Below are 15803 nucleotides of genomic sequence, written 5' to 3'. Positions count from 1 at the left end.
CGGCAAGCTGAGGACGCTCAGCCGAACAGTACCGAGGCTTCGTCGTAGCGGTGCTGCGGGACGGTCTTGAGCTTGCCGAGGGCCTCTTCGAAGCCGACGTGCGAGATGTCCGTGCCCTTGAGCGCCACCATGGTTCCCCAGCGGCCTTCCACCACGGAGTCGATCGCGGCCATGCCCAGCCGGGTGGCCAGCACGCGGTCGAAGGCGGAGGGGACGCCGCCGCGCTGGATGTGGCCCAGGATGGTGGCGCGCGTCTCGATGCCCGTGCGTGCTTCGATTTCCGGGGCCAGCTGGTCGGCGATGCCCCCCAGGCGGGGCCGGCCGAAGGTGTCCAGGCCGCGCTCGGAGTGCGGGGATTCCATGTGGTCCGGCACGAAGCCCTCGGCCACCACGACCAGGGGCGCACGGCCACGGTCGTGGGCTTCCTGGACCCATTCGGTGATCTGCTCGATGCTGGTGCTCTGCTCGGGGATCAGGATGGCGTGGGCGCCGGCGGCCATGCCTGCGTGCAGGGCGATCCAGCCGACGTGGCGGCCCATGACCTCGGCGATCATGCAGCGGTGGTGGGACTCGCCCGTGGTGCGGAGCCGGTCGATGGCCTCGGTGGCGATCTGCACGGCGGTGTCGAAGCCGAAGGTGTAGTCGGTGGCGTCGAGGTCGTTGTCCACGGTCTTGGGGACACCCACGATCTTGAGCCCGGCATCCGTGAGGCGCTTCGCCGCGGCCAGGGTGCCTTCGCCGCCGATTGCGATGATGGCGTCGATGCCGAGGCGGTCCATGTGGGCCTTGATGACCTCGGGCCCGCCGCCGTTTTCGAAGGGGTTGGTGCGGGAAGTGCCCAGGATGGTGCCACCCTGCTTGGCGATGCCACGGACCATGGTGCGGGGGATGTCGATGACATCACCTTCCACAACGCCGCGCCAGCCGTCGCGGAACCCGACGAATTCCTGCCCGTGGATGGCGATGCCCTTGAGGACGGCACCGCGGATGACTGCGTTGAGGCCGGGGCAGTCGCCACCGCTGGTGAGAATTCCGATTTTCATGTGTGCGCTCAAATCATGGCTTGGAGGAATACGTTCAGAGCGCCACGCTGAGCTCCCAATGATTGTAGGCAGCTATGTGGGGTGCGACACAAATGGTTACATCCGGACGGGCCGTGCGGTAATGGCAACGCGGCGGCAACAAGGCAACGCAGAAGCGCCCCGCCGGCAAGGGCGGGGCGCTTCGTGAGCCGTCAGGACCTGCCGGTCAGCAGGGCCTCGAGCTGGATCTTGTTGTTCTGGTCCGGAAGGAGCAGCCATGCCACGACATAGAGCACGAAGGCCGGGCCGGGCAGGAGGCAGAAGAGTAGGTAGGCCACCCGGACGTAGGCCACATCCACCTTGAGCTTGGCGGCGATTCCGCCGCATACGCCGCCCAGCCAGCGTTGCGGTCCACGCTTCAGGCCGAGGCCCCTGACGATGCTGAAGAACTTGTCCATGGCTACAGCCTTCCCTGTCGCGGCTGCTTTGTCACTTGCTGCCTGCCGTGCCGGCCGGATTGTTTCCGTTGCGGACGCTGCCCCTGGACCGTGCCGAGAGCAGGCCGCCGATCACCAGGGCGGCGCCCGCCCCGAGCATCAGCCCGATCAACACGTACGTGCCGTTGAGGGCCACGATGCCGAGCTTCGAGATGATGATGAGGGCGGCCAAGGCCACGATGATCAGGCCCCAGACCACCGTTCCGATGCGGGCCTGCGACGGTTCCTGCCGAGAGGCGTCGGACCCGGACGCCGTTCCCGGCGTGTACTGCGTTCCCCACTGGTTCGGGAAGACCGAAGGCTCCAGCGGCGGCGTGAGCGGGATCTGCTCAAGGCGTGGTGCCGCAAGGCGTTCCGTGGGCTGCTCAGGAGTGGACTGCCGTGCGGGCGTGGGCTCCTGTGCGGGAGTGGGTTCCTGCGTGCTCATGTCAGTTTCCTTCCTGGATGGTGACGTTGCTGAAGGTGGCGCTGACCTTGACGATCAGCTTGGCGCCGGGCTTGTCGGTGTTGTAGTTGCTGGTTCTGTTGTCCGAGAGCCCAACGCCCTGGGTGCCGTCCTGGTGAAGGTTTCCGAACGTCATGTCGGCCCGGACCTCCACCGGCACATTGGCGGGGATGACCACGGTGAGGTTGCTGGCGGTGGCGTCCACGGGGACCACCAACTCACTGGTGAGCGGGGGAATGATTCCCAGTTGGCGCAGGTCAACCGTGCCCTTGCCTCCGGTGATGTCGAAGCCGTCACGCGCCTGCTCGATGCTGATGGGCGTCCAGTCGGCGTCGCGCATCGTGAAACGGTCTCCGTTGGGGACCAGGTTGAAGATGCCGCCGATGATCAAGGCAACCACGGCCAGGAATCCCATGAAGCCAGAAGTGCGTCCGCGGAGGCCTGCCACCAGGATGCCCAGGCCAAGGACCGCGGCACCCGCCGCCCAGACCACCGCGTTGGCGGCGTCCCCGAGGTTGATGACGTTGCCGGCGTCGAGCGCCTTGAGCGCCCCTCCCGCCAGCAGCGCCGCACCGGCGGACACCGCTACCATCGCGGCACCCGGGCCGGGCCGCTTGGCATGCGGCGGGCGGCTGTGGGGCGGCGTCGGAACCGAAGGGACCGAGGGGCCGGACGGATTGCCGGGGCCGCCCGAACCGTAGCGGCCGGAGCCGTACGCACCGGAGCCGTACGGGCCCGACGGCGGTGCCGCACCGTACACGGGCAGGCCGCCTTCGTAGGAGGTGCCGTTGCCGGGGCCGGCCGATCCGCTCTGCTGAGCCGTCATGGGGGCGGCCGCGAACTGTTTTGCGCCCATGTTTCGTGCTCCGTTCCGCGCCTTGTTGCGCTGGACGAGGAAGTAGATCAGGTAGAAGACGCCGCCCATCCAGAACAGTGTCCAGAACAGGGCGGGCAGGCCGTTCCAGCCCCATCCCCAGAAGCCGCGGCCCAGGCCGGGAAGGCCGATGATGGTGGTGATGACGGCGCCGGTCATGCCTCCGGTCCAGCGGCCGGCTCCGGCTTCCTGGACGTGGATGCGGCCGTCGGGTTCGGGCAGGAGCGCCCAGCCGATGCCGTAGAGCAGGACGCCGATGCCGGCGAACAGGGCGAGGACAATGAAGATGCCCCGCACGATCAGGGGATCGATGCCGAAGCGGTGTGCGATGCCGCTGGCTACGCCGCCCACCCACCGGTCCTGGCCGCGGCTGACGCCCTGGCTGCGGATCCAGTCGAAGAAGTTCTGCGATGCTGCGGGCTGGAAGGGCGGAACAGGCCCTGGGGACGTGGGGCCCGGCTGGGATGGTCCTGGGGGAGTGGTTCCCGGGGTGGGCCGGGCGGGTTCCTCCGGTCCGCCGGCGCCTCCGGGCCGTCCGGATTCTTCTGGGTTCATGCTGTTCGGGTTCATACTTCGATCCTGCCGCTCCTGGCCCCTTGGCCTCTACTGGGGGATACCCTGAACGATCCCTGAGAGACCCCCGAACATCGGGGATTTCGGGCCCGGGGAACCCTGATCCGTGTTTGGATGGAAGCATGACAACAGCCCTGCAGCGCCCGCCGCTGGTCCGCAGCAGCGACCGCATGATTGCGGGCGTGTGCAGCGGCCTGGCCGACCATCTGGGCTGGCCGGTGAAGTACATCCGTCTCGGCATGGTCCTTGCCTCCTTTGCCGGCGGCGCCGGCGTGGCCTTCTATGCGTGGCTGTGGACCATGGTTCCCACCGCAGACGAAAACGCCCGCCGCAGTGCCCGCCGCCCGGCGTCGCCCATTGCTCCTGCCGTGAGCCTGCCGGCTCCCGTCGTCCGGGAGGCCCCCCTCGGATCACCGCCGTTCGGACCACTGCCCGACGGCGGCGCCCCGCCTTTTGCCAGCACCGCACCGGCCGTGGCCGCCTGGTTCAAGACCCGCCGCATCCAGTATGGGAAGGAGATCCTGCTGGGTGCCGGGCTGCTCCTCGTCGCGGCGATCCTCATCGCCCGCCAGCTCGGCGTGGACGTTCCCCTAGGCACGCTGATCCCGGCGTCCGCGATCCTGGGCGGCGCCGCGATCGCCTGGATGCAGCTGGACGAAACCCGCAGGGCAGGCCTGGTGGACAAGACCAAGGCGGACCAGGCCGGCGGCTGGGTCCGCCTCGCCGCGGGGCTGGCCCTCGTGGTGGCCGGCGTGCTGGTCATGGTGTCCGGCTCGGGCTCCTGGGAACAGACCTGGCTGGCGCTGCTGGCCTCCGTTGCCGTGCTTGGCGGGGTGGTCCTGGTGCTCCTGCCGTGGGGACTGAAGTTCTGGAAGGACCTCGAGACCGAACGCGCCGGCCGGGTGCGTGAAACAGAGCGGGCAGAGATCGCCGCACACCTGCACGACTCCGTGCTCCAGACCCTCGCCTTGATCCAGCGCCGGGCCGGCTCCGAACAGGACGTGGTGCGCCTGGCCCGCGCCCAGGAGCGTGAGCTGCGCACCTGGCTGTACCGCGACGCCGCCAAGGACGCCGGACTCCTCGCGGACCGGATCAAGGCTGCCGCCGCCGAGGTGGAGGACACCCACGGCCATGCTGTGGACGTGGTCACCGTGGGCGATGCCGCGATGACGGAACGGCACGAGGCGCTGGTGCAGGCGGCCCGCGAGGCCATGCTCAACGCGGCCCGGCACGGCGGCGGAACGGTGTCCGTCTACCTGGAAAGCTCGGACGCCGGCAGCGAAATCTTCATCAAGGACCGCGGCCCTGGATTCGACCCTGACGCCGTCCCCGAGGACCGCCTGGGCGTCCGGGAATCCATCATTGGGCGCATGAAGCGCCACGGCGGCACCGCCGTCATCGCCAGCAGCCCCGCCGGCACCGAGGTCCGCCTGGGCCTGAAGGCCGCAGAAACCGCCGAGGCGCGGAACGGAGAAGAAAAACCATGAACGGCACACCAGAGGGAACCCCGGAACGCACGGTCCGGGTGGTGATCGTCGACGACCACGCCATCTTCCGTTCCGGTCTCAAAGCCGATCTCGACTCCCGGATCGACGTGGTGGGCGAGGCCGGCACCGTGGACCAGGCCATCGCGGTGATCGCCGAGGCCAGGCCGGAGGTGGTGCTGCTGGACGTGCACCTGCCCGGCGGCCTGGGCGGCGGCGGCCGCGAGGTCATCAGCGGTTCGGCCACCCTGCTGGGGAGCACCAGCTTCCTGGCCCTGAGCGTGTCCGACGCCGCCGAAGACGTTGTGGCCGTGATCCGTGCCGGAGCACGCGGCTATGTCACCAAGACCATCTCGGGGACGGAGATCTCCGATGCCGTGATGCGCGTGGCCGACGGCGACGCCGTGTTCTCGCCTCGGCTGGCCGGCTTCGTGCTGGACGCCTTCGGCACGGCTCCCGCTGATATTGCCGACGATGAACTGGACAGGCTTTCCGCCCGTGAGCTGGAAGTCATGCGCCTCATTGCCCGCGGCTACAGCTACAAGGAAGTGGCCAAGGAGCTGTTCATCTCCATCAAGACCGTGGAAAGCCACGTCTCGGCCGTGCTCCGGAAGCTCCAGCTGTCCAGCCGGCACGAGCTCACCAAATGGGCGGCCGAGCGCCGCCTCCTCTGACGCTCTCCCGCCCTTGGGGGCTTAAACGGAAATGCTCCTGCACCCTTTGAACTGGTCAACGGGTGCAGGAGCGTTCCGGAAAGAGGGTTACTTGGCCTTGCCCAGGAACTCCTGGAGACGGCGGACACCCTCGGCGAGGTCTTCGTCGCCCAGGGCGTAGGACAGGCGCACGTAGCCGGAGGGACCGAAGGCCTCGCCCGGAACAATCGCTACCTCAACCTCGTCGAGGATGAGCGCGGCCAGTTCGGCGGAGGTCGACGGCGTGGCGCTGCCGTCCGCCGTCGGGAATTCCTTGCCCAGCAGGCCGCGGACGTCGGCGTAGACGTAGAAGGCGCCGGTCGGCGTCGGGCATTCAACGCCCTCGATCGCGTTCAGGCCGGCGACAATCGCCTTGCGGCGGCGGTCGAAGGCCACCTTCATCTCGTCGACGGCGGTCAGCGGGCCGGAGACGGCGGCTGCGGCGGCCACCTGCATGATGTTCGAGACGTTCGACGTCGCGTGCGACTGCAGGTTGGTGGCGGCCTTGATGACGTCGGCCGGGCCGATCATCCAGCCCACGCGCCAGCCGGTCATGGCGTACGTCTTGGCCACGCCGTTGAGGATGACAACCTTGTCGCCGAGTTCCGGCGCGGCCGTGGCGATGGAGGTGAACTGCACGCCGTCGTAGGTCAAGTGCTCGTAGATCTCGTCCGTGACAACCCACAGGCCCTTGGCCGCGGCCCACTTGCCGATTTCGGCAACCTGCTCCGGGCTGTAGACGGCGCCCGTGGGGTTGGACGGGGAGACGAACAGCAGGACCTTGGTCTTCTCCGTGACGGCCGCCTCGAGCTGCTCAACGGTGACCAGGTAGCCCTGTTCCGGGCCGGCGAACACCTCAACCGGCACGCCGCCGGCGAGGCGGATGGCCTCCGGGTAGGTGGTCCAGAACGGGGTGGGGATGATGACCTCGTCGCCCGGATCAACCAGCGTGGCGAAGGTGTTGTACACGGCCTGCTTGCCGCCGTTGGTCACCAGGACCTGGGAGGCTTCCACCTTGTAGCCGGAGTCGCGGAACGTCTTGTCCGCGATGGCCTGCTTCAGCTCGGGAAGGCCTCCGGCGGGGGAGTAGCGGTGGTACTTGGGCTGGGCCGCGGCTTCGATGGCGGCCTTGACGATGTAGTCCGGCGTGGGGAAATCGGGTTCGCCGGCACCGAAGCCGATCACCGGACGGCCTGCAGCCTTGAGTGCCTTGGCCTTGGCGTCTACGGCAAGGGTGGCGGATTCGGCGATGGCAGAGATTCGCTGTGAAATGCGGGCGGCGGGTATTCCGGCAGACATTAAAGTACCGTTCTTCGCAGGCAGCTCAGGAGCTGGATGATGGGATTCGACGAGATCTACTTTATGCTGTTCTGCGGAGCTCCCGGGCGCCGACGGACGTTTGTGACAGGTGATCCTGACACAGCTTGTCCGGGGCTGGGAGATCCGAAAACGGGCCGGTTCGACTATCGCGAAATTCTTGCGTAGACTGGTTCACCGGTGTTGAAAAACGCCACAGGCTGAAGTGCGGCCTGAAACATGGATTCACATCCAAAGGGTAGTGGCGCAATTGGTAGCGCAGCGGTCTCCAAAACCGCAGGTTGCAGGTTCGAGTCCTGTCTGCCCTGCGCAAGCTGTTCCGGTGGAAACACCGGAACAAGCGCAGCAACCATGGCTCTGATCAGGGCCGGGTCAACGACGTTTGCATAGGTGAGTGAGGACCAGGTGACCGAAACAGCTGCAAGCAGCTCGAAGGGCCGTCCCGCCAAGAAGTCCGATTCCGGCTTCTTCGCTCGAATTGCACTTTTCGTCCGCCAGGTAATCGGCGAACTGAAGAAGGTCGTCGCTCCGACCCGCAAGGAACTGATCAACTACACGCTCGTGGTGCTGGTGTTCGTGGCCATCATGATGCTCATCGTCGCACTGCTGGACCTGGCCTTCGGTACCGGAGCCAGCTGGGTCTTCGGCGGCACAGGAGCCACGGACAGATAAAGCGGATCGCTCCGCAAACAGCGTGGAAATCCCCGGAAACAAAGGGATTTTGCGGGGTTTGCGGAATTGAGCCATTTAAATAGGCATGTTAGGCAATGAGGAAGCAGGAGACCAAGTGTCTGAGCAGGAGCTCGAGGTAACTGAGACTGAGCTGGATGAAACCACGGACGCCACGGCTGACGCCGCGGACGAGTCCGGGGTCGACTCTGCTGCGCCCGAAATTGCAGACGCCGAGGACGAGTCCGAAGAGGACGACGTCGACGACGAGTCTGACGACGATGCTTCCGAAGAGGACGAGTCCGACGACGACGCCCTGGCCGCCGCTGCTGCTGCAGCGCCCGCCGATCCGGCCGAGGAATTCAAGGCCAAGCTGCGCCGCCAGGAAGGTGACTGGTACGTCATCCACTCCTACGCCGGTTACGAAAACCGGGTGAAGGCAAACCTCGAAACCCGCATCCAGACCCTGGACATGGAAGATTACATCTTCGAAATCCAGGTGCCCATGGAAGAGGTTGTCGAGATCAAGAACGCGCAGCGCAAGGTCATCAACCGCGTTCGCATCCCCGGCTACGTCCTGGTCCGCATGGACCTGACCGACGCCTCGTGGGGCGCCGTCCGCCACACCCCCGGTGTCACCGGCTTCGTGGGCAACGCCCACAACCCGGTCCCGCTGCGTCTGGACGAGGTCTTCTCCATGCTCGCCCCGGTCTTCGAAGAAGAGCAGGCCGAGAAGGGCAAGCCGGTCAACAAGCAGAACCAGATGCCCGTGGACATCGACTTCGAAGTCGGCGAGTCCGTCATCGTCAAGGAAGGTCCGTTCGAGACCCTCCCGGCCACCATCTCGGAAATCAAGCCGGAGTCCCAGACCCTCGTGGTCCTGGTGTCGATCTTCGAGCGCGAAACCCCCGTGACCCTGGCATTCAACCAGGTCACCAAGATCTAGCTGATCCGAAAACTTCGCTCCTGTTCTGCCCGCTTAGCAGAACCGGAGCGGCCGGCCGCCTCGCCATGGCGGCCAAAAACCTGAGGCACGCTCCTGTGCCGCAGGAAGCTATTGAGAGAAGGACCTACATTGGCTCCCAAGAAGAAGGTCACCGGCCTCATCAAGCTGCAGATCCAGGCAGGTGCCGCTAACCCGGCTCCGCCCATCGGTCCTGCGCTTGGCCAGCACGGTGTCAACATCATGGAATTCTGCAAGGCGTACAACGCTGCAACGGAAGCCCAGCGCGGAAACGTTATCCCGGTTGAAATCACGGTCTACGAAGACCGTTCCTTCACCTTCATCACCAAGACCCCGCCTGCTGCAGAGCTCATCAAGAAGGCTGCAGGCGTCGCCAAGGGTTCGGCTACCCCGCACACCGTCAAGGTTGCCAAGCTGACCCAGGCCCAGGTCAACGAGATCGCCACCACCAAGATGGAAGACCTCAACGCCACGAGCCTCGAAGGCGCCGCGAAGATCATCGCCGGCACCGCCCGCTCCATGGGCATCACCGTAGAAGGCTAATAACAGCCTTCCACCGCCGGGCAACCGGCAACCAGAATCATTGAAATGTCGCAGGATCCTTGCCGGATCCTCGACTGTGGCAGGGCCCGCGCGGTCCGCAGACCACAACTGCACAAGGAGAAGTAAGCAGCATGGCAAAGCGCAGCAAAGCATATGAGGCAGCCGTAGCCAAGATCGAGGCAGACAAGCTCTACGCCCCGTTCGAAGCCATCAACCTCGCCAAGGACACCAACCCGTCCAAGTTCGACGCAACCGTTGAGGTCGCTTTCCGCCTGGGCGTTGACCCTCGCAAGGCCGATCAGATGGTCCGTGGCACCGTCAACCTGCCGCACGGCACCGGTAAGGTCGCCCGCGTCCTCGTTTTCGCAACGGGCGACAAGGCTGAAGCAGCAATCGCTGCCGGCGCCGACTTCGTTGGTTCCGATGACCTGATCGAAAAGATCGCAGCCGGCTGGACCGACTTCGACGCAGCCGTTGCCACCCCTGACCTCATGGGCAAGGTTGGCCGCCTCGGTAAGGTCCTGGGTCCGCGTAACCTGATGCCGAACCCGAAGACCGGCACCGTGACCGCTGACGTCGCCAAGGCTGTCAACGATATCAAGGGTGGCAAGATCGACTTCCGCGTCGACAAGCACTCCAACCTGCACTTCATCATCGGCAAGGTGTCCTTCGACGCCATCCAGCTGGCCGAGAACTACGCAGCTGCACTGGAAGAGGTCCTTCGTCTGAAGCCGTCCGCTTCCAAGGGCCGCTACATCCAGAAGGCCACCGTCGCCACGACGTTCGGCCCGGGCATCACCGTTGACCCGAGCGTCACCAAGGTTCTCACCGAAGCGTAAGCTTTCGGGAGCATTGGCTCTGTAAAAGGACCGTCCGGCATTGCCGGGCGGTCCTTTTCTTATGCCCCGGCACCTACCCGGATGTCGTCCCGAAAGCCGCCAGGGGAGCATTGTCCCCGGCGCGGGGCGGCCGTAGGCTGTGACGCGTGACGCCGACGTCGAACCCTCCACAACTCAAGGGCCTGGAGATCGCCCGCATCGCGATCCCCGCCGAACCGGATACTGCCGTTCCTGAGACCGCCGTCCCGGCGGCCTTCCGCGCCTTCCATGAGCTGAACCTCGCGGACGAGCTGGAGGTCTGGGGCAACCTGGACCGCTGCGCCACGCTGGCAGAGTCCTTGACGTACTGGCGGGGGAGCCCCTACGAGGAACGCCAGGCGTTCCTGGCAATGCTCGACGGCGTCCCGGTGGGCAGGTGCTCGCTGACCCTTCCGTTGTCGGAGAACACCGATGAAGCGGGGATCGGGATCCTGGTGGCCTCCGGCCATCGGAGGCAGGGCATCGGAACCGCCATGCTCGTACGAATGGAGGGCCTGGCGCGCGAACGCGGGCGGACGGTCTTCGACAGCTACCGCGGTGAACCGATCGGTTCCTTCCCTGCGGGCGCTCCGGAACTGGCGGCCAAATCGGGAACCGGCGGCGTCCCCTGCGACGCGGCTTCCACCGGCTTCGCAGTGCGGCACGGCTATTCCTTGGAACAGGTGGAGACCACCAGCCTTCTGCCGCTGCCGGTGCCGTCCGGGCTGTTGTCCACCCTTGATCGCGATGCCCTGGAACGTGCCGGAGGCTACAGCGTGTTGTTGTGGCAGGACCGCTGCCCGGAAGACGTCGTGGCGGCCTACGCGGCCCTCAAGAGCCTCATGACCACTGAAGTTCCCATCGCGGGCCTGGGCTGGGAAGGTGAGCACTGGGATGTGGCCCGGGTGCGCGCGGAGGAGGACACCTGGGGCAGGAGCGGCATCGAATCCCTGGTGGCCGTCGCCCGGCACGACACCACCGGCGAACTGGCGGCGTACACCGTGCTCAACCACAGGGAAGCCCTGCCTGGCATCGTCAACCAGGAGGACACCCTGGTGGCGCCGGGGCACCGCGGGCACCGTCTGGGTATGGTGGTCAAGATCGCCAACCTCCGCCGTGCCCAGCTGCAATGGCCTGGCGCGAAGTCCGTCATGACATGGAACGCCAGTGAAAACCGGCATATGCTGGCCATAAATATTGCCCTCGGTTTCAGGCCCGCCGGAATCGAAGGTGAGTGGCAGAAACGGCTGGAATGACTGTAGACGAGGCAAATACCATTCAGATCGAGCAGCTCTGGGTTCCGGATTCCCTGGACAATGCGGATGCGGCCGACTTTCTGGCCGCCGTCGAAGTGGGCCGCAGGGTCCGCATGCAGACCTGGGGTACCGACGATCTCGCCTATACCCCGCTGGAAAAGCTGCTGGAACTCGCGGACCCCTACGAACGGCAGATCATCCTGGTCGCCAAGGTTGACGGCCTCATTGTGGGAACCGCGGATATCGCCTTGCCGCTGACGGACAACATGGACCTGGCGGAATTCACGCTGGATATCCTGCCCGAATACCAGCGGCAGGGTGTCGGCCGCCAGCTCCTGGAAGCGGCCGAGCAACTGGCGCGCGCCGAGGGCCGCACCATGATCCTGGTGGACACCAACCACCCCGCCGCGTCCCTTAACACCCAGGCCGACGAGCAGCTCGTCCCCGGCAGCGGCCTGGGTTTCGTGCCGATCGCCAGCCGCGAAGTCGATTTCGCACAACGGGCCGGCTACGCGCTGCAGCACATCGAACAGTTCAGCTCCTGCGCCCTGCCCCTGGACTCGAAGCTGGTGGCCGAGCTCCAGGCCGAAGCGGAGGAGGCCAATGCTGGCAGGTACCGCCTGCACCACTGGACGGACCGCTGCCCCGAAGACTGGCTGGAAGCCGTGGCCGTGCTGGAGAACTCTGCCGGCGAGGTGGCGCCCGAGGACGAGGACGCCGGTTCCGGGCCGTCCGCGATGGTGTTCGACGCCGGCATCCTGCGGGAGGCGGAGGAAACCGCCGTGGCGCAGGGCCGCCGTACTGTTGTCACCGCCGTCGAGGACCTCGCCACCGGACGGCTGGCCGGCCTGACCACCATCAGTGTCCTGGCTCAGCGGCAGGACGTGGTGTTCCAGGACGACACCCTGGTCCTGCAGGAACACCGCGGCAACAAACTCGGGCTCCTCATCAAGGTCGCCAACATGGAACGGCTGAGCGAGCAGTTCCCGGACGCCCGGGTGATCTACACCTGGAACGCCCCGGAAAACCGCTACCTGCTGACTGTCAACAAGCAGCTCGGATTCACCACGGCGGGAGTCACCGGACTCTGGCAGAAGGAGCTCCCGGATATGGGCCCCAAGATGACCTCTTCTGAGTAGCGCAGTGCACGATTTGGTTTGCTGTTGCGCCTCCCGTAAGCTTGAACTACCAAAGACCGTCGGTTGATGGGAATCCACTCTTTCGGGCGCAGCTCAATTCTGCAGCCACGCACGGAAGGTTCAAGTGAATTCCCTGACGAAGGACCCTGAACATTGGGCGGCCGGCGCAGGTGAACGACGCAAGTCTCCGCAGTTTCTGCTGTGTTGAGCCAAGCCCCGTGCATCTGCGCGGGGCGTTTTTAGTTTTAGCTCTCTTGAGCGGGGACCCGGAAGACCGGCTTTATTCCCCGGAAGGAGGGTTATGGCAACGCCTAGCAAGATCTCTGCAGTAGCTGAGATCACGAACGATTTCAAGGAATCGAACGCCGCTGTCCTGACCGAATACCGTGGGCTCTCTGTTGCACAGCTCAAGGCACTCCGTGTTGCGCTCGGCCAGGACACCAAGTACTCGGTCGTCAAGAACACCCTGAGCGCCATTGCAGCCAAGGAAGCTGGTGTCGAAGCATTCGACGGTCAGCTTGCCGGCCCCACTGCAATTGCCTTCATCAAGGGCGACGCTGTTGCTGCTGCAAAGAGCCTGACGGACTTTGCCAAGGCTAACAAGCAGCTGGTCATCAAGACCGGTTACTTCGAAGGCAAGGCACTGAACGCAGCAGAGGTTGCCGCACTGGCAGCCCTCGAGTCCCGTGAACTGCAGCTCGCCCGTGTCGCCGGAGTCCTCAAGGCTCCTGCTTCCGCAGCTGCACGCATCATTGACGCTCTGCGCCTGAAGCTTGAAGAAGAGGGCGGCGCATCTGCACCGGCCGCTGAAGAAGCCCCGGCCGCCGAAGAGGCTGCTGCTGAAGAGGTTGCGGCTCCTGCCGAGGCCGCTGAAGCCGCAACCGAAGAGAACTAAGTTCTCCCCCAATCAATCTCCGGTGCAGGAGCGGGCACGGCCCGCGATGGCACCACCTAAAGGAAGGACGCCTAACATGGCGAAGCTCACCAACGAAGAGCTCATTGAAGCTTTCAAGGAACTGTCCATCATCGAGCTCTCCGAGTTCGTTACGCTCTTCGAAGAGACCTTCGACGTTACGGCTGCTGCTGTTGCTGTTGCTGGCCCCGCTGCCGGCGGCGCTGCTGAAGCTGCAGAAGAGAAGACCGACTTCGACGTCATCCTCGAGGCTGCTGGCGACAAGAAGATCGCAGTGATCAAGGAAGTTCGCGCCATCACCTCCCTCGGCCTCAAGGAAGCCAAGGACCTGGTTGACAGCGCACCGAAGGCTGTTCTCGAAGGCGCCACCAAGGAAGCTGCCGAGAAGGCAAAGGCTCAGCTCGAAGAAGCTGGCGCAACCGTTACCCTCAAGTAATTCGGTTTGCCTGGCAGTTCTTGCCAAGGAACCCCGCACGGATCCGTCCGTGCGGGGTTTCCTGCTTAACGCCCTCAACTAGGTAGCAGTAGGTGTCGTTCTGAGGCTCAAAACGACACTTACTGCGACTCAGTTGGGTTCGCTGATGTCCGCAACAACTGCGCCCAGGGCAGCGGTGAGGGCATCGGCATCCACGAAGGCGCTGTGGCCGTGCGCCCCGGCGCCCATGGAGATCCGCCGCCCCGCGATGCTGGCGTCCGCATAGACAGGCCACGGCGTAGTGCTCCCCAGCGGCGTGATGGTGCCGCGCTCATAGCCCGTCGCAGCGAAGGCGACGTCCGCATGCGGCAACGAGAGCTTGTTGACGCCCACCAGGGCACGCAGCTTGGGCCAGGAAATCTGCCGGTCGCCCGGGATCAGGGCGAAGAGGAAGCTTCCGTCCCGGTGCTTGACCACCAGCGACTTCACGATGTCGGCCGGAGTGATGCCCAGGATCTCCGCGGCCTCCTCGAGGCTCCTGGCCGCCGCACGCTCCACAAGCTGGACGTCCAGCCCACGGGCAGCCGCATCGGCCAGGAACCGTTCCGTTCCGCTCATCGGTGGCAGCCCATCAGTCCCGGTACAGCAGGAGTGCTTCGCCCTGGCCGCCGCCGCCGCACAGGGATACCGCGGCCTTGCCGGAGCCGCGGCGTTTGAGTTCATGGGCTGCGTGCAGCGCCAGCCGGGCCCCGGAGGCACCGATCGGGTGGCCCAGGGCGATGGCGCCGCCGTGGATGTTGCACTTCTCCAGCGGGTAGCCAAGGTCCTTCAGGGACTGGACGGCCACGGAGCCGAAGGCCTCGTTGATCTCGATGAAGTCCAGGTCGTCAGTGGTCCAGCCGGCACGGTCCAGGGCACTCCTGATGGCGTTGGACGGCTGGGAGTGCAGCGAGTTGTCCGGTCCGGCGACCTGGCCGGGCTTGCCCACCACTGCCAGGTAGTCCAGGCCGTTGTCCTCGGCAAACTTCCGCGAGGTCAGCACCAGTGCGGAGGCGCCGTCGGACAAGGGAGAGGAGTTGCCCGCGGTGATGGTGCCGTCGCTGGCAAAGGCGGCCCGGAGCGGGGCCAGGGTTTCCAGGGTGGTCTGCGCACGGATGCCTTCGTCGGCCGTCAGCACCACGGGATCGCCCTTGCGCTGCTTGACGCTCAGCGGAGCGATCTCGACGTCGAATACACCCTGTTCCGCCGCGGCGGCAGCACGCTGGTGCGAGGCTGCGGCCACCTGGTCCTGGGAGCGGCGGTCGATGCCGAGCGTGACGTTCTTGCTTTCCGTCGACAGGCCCATTGATTGGCCGTCAAAGGCGTCGGTGAGGCCGTCGTGGGCCGCCACGTCCAGCGCCTGGATCGCCCCGTAGGTCCAGCCCTGGCGCGAACCGGGCAGCAGGTGCGGGGCCCGGGTCATGGATTCCTGGCCACCGGCCACCACCACCGTGGCCTCGCCGCTGCGGATCAGGCGTGCAGCGTCGATCACTGCCGTGAGCCCGGAGAGGCAGACCTTGTTGATGGTCACGGCCGGGATGTTCCAGCCGACGCCCGCGGCGATGGCGCTCTGGCGGGCGGGGTTCTGGCCGGCGCCTGCCTGCAGCACCTGGCCCATGATGACGGCGTCCACCTTGTCGGCGGGGACGCCGCTCGCCGCGATGGCCGAGCTGATGGCATGGGCGCCGAGCTCGACGGCGGTGAATCCGGCCAGCTGGCCGTTCAGCCGTCCCTGCGGGGTGCGGGCTGCGGCCAGGATGACAACGTCGTTGTTGTCGGCAGTGTTGCTCATGATCTCTCTTCCGATCCGGTGTTGGTGTGCCTAGGCTACCGCGAGGAAAGTCGGCTATCCATTCAAACGTTCCGGACCGGGGCTCCATTCCGCCATAGGTGCCTGCGGCAACCGTGCTTGCATTCGGACGGGAAGTGGGGTAGACAGAGAGGCTGATTTGCCGTAACGTAGATATTTGCGTCTTCCCTGTTAACCTTCAGCCTTCATATAGCGGTGGGCTTTACCTCTCAGCTGCACCATTGACATGCCGTTTGATACGTGCAAGGAAGTGGCCAGACTGGGGCCGGGTCATATAGCGGAACCGGATAAGTG

At 65.6% G+C, this 15803-nt stretch carries 17 protein-coding genes and 1 tRNA gene; 11 read left to right on the top strand and 7 right to left on the bottom strand.

Features of this window, described 5'->3' with window-relative positions; all coding sequences use genetic code 11:
* Positions 1 to 17 precede the first annotated feature (17 nt).
* The 4 genes from NVV90_RS15345 to NVV90_RS15330 all read right to left on the bottom strand — a co-directional run bounded on the left by NVV90_RS15345 (position 18) and on the right by NVV90_RS15330 (position 3408).
* Entirely contained in the window at positions 18 to 1043 is a 1026-nt protein-coding gene (locus NVV90_RS15345) for an ATP-dependent 6-phosphofructokinase (protein ID WP_258438114.1), read from the bottom strand.
* A gap of 191 nt (positions 1044 to 1234) precedes the next feature.
* Entirely contained in the window at positions 1235 to 1480 is a 246-nt protein-coding gene (locus tag NVV90_RS15340) for a PspC domain-containing protein (RefSeq protein ID WP_258438113.1), read from the bottom strand.
* Between the two features lie 31 nt (positions 1481 to 1511).
* Positions 1512 to 1727 (bottom strand): hypothetical protein, encoded by a 216-nt coding sequence (locus NVV90_RS15335; RefSeq protein ID WP_258441205.1) that lies wholly within the window; start codon positions 1725 to 1727, stop codon positions 1512 to 1514.
* Positions 1728 to 1947: 220 nt separating this feature from the next.
* On the bottom strand, positions 1948 to 3408 hold the full coding sequence (locus tag NVV90_RS15330; RefSeq protein WP_258438112.1) for a PspC domain-containing protein: 1461 nt from the start codon (positions 3406 to 3408) through the stop codon (positions 1948 to 1950).
* 125 nt (positions 3409 to 3533) lie between these two features.
* On the opposite strand from NVV90_RS15330, the gene NVV90_RS15325 reads away from it, so the two are divergent.
* Both NVV90_RS15325 and NVV90_RS15320 read left to right on the top strand, forming a co-directional pair.
* Complete coding sequence (locus NVV90_RS15325) at positions 3534 to 4898, top strand: ATP-binding protein (RefSeq protein ID WP_258438111.1); 1365 nt, start codon at positions 3534 to 3536, stop codon at positions 4896 to 4898.
* Positions 4895 to 5569: a response regulator transcription factor gene (locus tag NVV90_RS15320; protein WP_258438110.1), complete on the top strand. Its 675-nt coding sequence runs from the start codon at positions 4895 to 4897 to the stop codon at positions 5567 to 5569. The genes NVV90_RS15325 and NVV90_RS15320 overlap by 4 nt, the downstream gene beginning before the upstream one ends.
* 87 nt (positions 5570 to 5656) lie before the next feature.
* Here the strand turns inward: NVV90_RS15320 and NVV90_RS15315 are convergent, their stop codons facing one another.
* Positions 5657 to 6886, bottom strand: a complete 1230-nt coding sequence (locus NVV90_RS15315; RefSeq protein ID WP_258438109.1) for a pyridoxal phosphate-dependent aminotransferase — start codon at positions 6884 to 6886, stop codon at positions 5657 to 5659.
* 253 nt (positions 6887 to 7139) lie between these two features.
* On the opposite strand from NVV90_RS15315, the gene NVV90_RS15310 reads away from it, so the two are divergent.
* The 9 genes from NVV90_RS15310 to rplL all read left to right on the top strand — a co-directional run bounded on the left by NVV90_RS15310 (position 7140) and on the right by rplL (position 13681).
* Positions 7140 to 7212, top strand: a tRNA-Trp gene (locus NVV90_RS15310).
* Between the two features lie 82 nt (positions 7213 to 7294).
* On the top strand, positions 7295 to 7576 hold the full coding sequence (gene secE, locus NVV90_RS15305) for a preprotein translocase subunit SecE (RefSeq protein WP_258438108.1): 282 nt from the start codon (positions 7295 to 7297) through the stop codon (positions 7574 to 7576).
* Between the two features lie 115 nt (positions 7577 to 7691).
* The gene (gene nusG, locus NVV90_RS15300) at positions 7692 to 8519 is read left to right on the top strand and encodes a transcription termination/antitermination protein NusG (protein WP_258438107.1); all 828 of its coding nucleotides are present in this window, start codon (positions 7692 to 7694) and stop codon (positions 8517 to 8519) included.
* A gap of 129 nt (positions 8520 to 8648) precedes the next feature.
* A complete protein-coding gene (rplK, locus tag NVV90_RS15295; RefSeq protein ID WP_018773647.1) occupies positions 8649 to 9080 on the top strand; it encodes a 50S ribosomal protein L11 in 432 nt (143 codons plus the stop codon).
* A gap of 131 nt (positions 9081 to 9211) precedes the next feature.
* Entirely contained in the window at positions 9212 to 9919 is a 708-nt protein-coding gene (rplA, locus tag NVV90_RS15290; RefSeq protein WP_258438106.1) for a 50S ribosomal protein L1, read from the top strand.
* A 146-nt stretch (positions 9920 to 10065) separates the two neighbouring features.
* Positions 10066 to 11193, top strand: a complete 1128-nt coding sequence (locus tag NVV90_RS15285; protein ID WP_258438105.1) for a GNAT family N-acetyltransferase — start codon at positions 10066 to 10068, stop codon at positions 11191 to 11193.
* On the top strand, positions 11190 to 12332 hold the full coding sequence (locus NVV90_RS15280; RefSeq protein WP_258438104.1) for a GNAT family N-acetyltransferase: 1143 nt from the start codon (positions 11190 to 11192) through the stop codon (positions 12330 to 12332). Before NVV90_RS15285 ends, NVV90_RS15280 begins: the two co-directional genes overlap by 4 nt.
* A 301-nt stretch (positions 12333 to 12633) precedes the next feature.
* A complete protein-coding gene (gene rplJ, locus NVV90_RS15275; protein WP_258438103.1) occupies positions 12634 to 13227 on the top strand; it encodes a 50S ribosomal protein L10 in 594 nt (197 codons plus the stop codon).
* 76 nt (positions 13228 to 13303) lie between these two features.
* The gene (gene rplL, locus NVV90_RS15270; protein ID WP_258438102.1) at positions 13304 to 13681 is read left to right on the top strand and encodes a 50S ribosomal protein L7/L12; all 378 of its coding nucleotides are present in this window, start codon (positions 13304 to 13306) and stop codon (positions 13679 to 13681) included.
* A gap of 129 nt (positions 13682 to 13810) precedes the next feature.
* On the opposite strand, the gene NVV90_RS15265 is transcribed toward rplL, so the two are convergent.
* Both NVV90_RS15265 and NVV90_RS15260 read right to left on the bottom strand, forming a co-directional pair.
* Positions 13811 to 14278, bottom strand: coding sequence for an aminoacyl-tRNA deacylase (locus tag NVV90_RS15265; protein WP_258438101.1), 468 nt, complete (start codon positions 14276 to 14278; stop codon positions 13811 to 13813).
* Between the two features lie 13 nt (positions 14279 to 14291).
* A complete protein-coding gene (locus NVV90_RS15260) occupies positions 14292 to 15491 on the bottom strand; it encodes an acetyl-CoA C-acetyltransferase (protein WP_258438100.1) in 1200 nt (399 codons plus the stop codon).
* Positions 15492 to 15803 lie beyond the last annotated feature (312 nt).

This window comes from Arthrobacter sp. CJ23 (assembly GCF_024741795.1).
Lineage (GTDB): Bacteria > Actinomycetota > Actinomycetes > Actinomycetales > Micrococcaceae > Arthrobacter.
The sequence above is the reverse complement of the archived record's forward strand: the minus strand, read 5'-3'. Positions and strand labels throughout refer to the sequence as shown.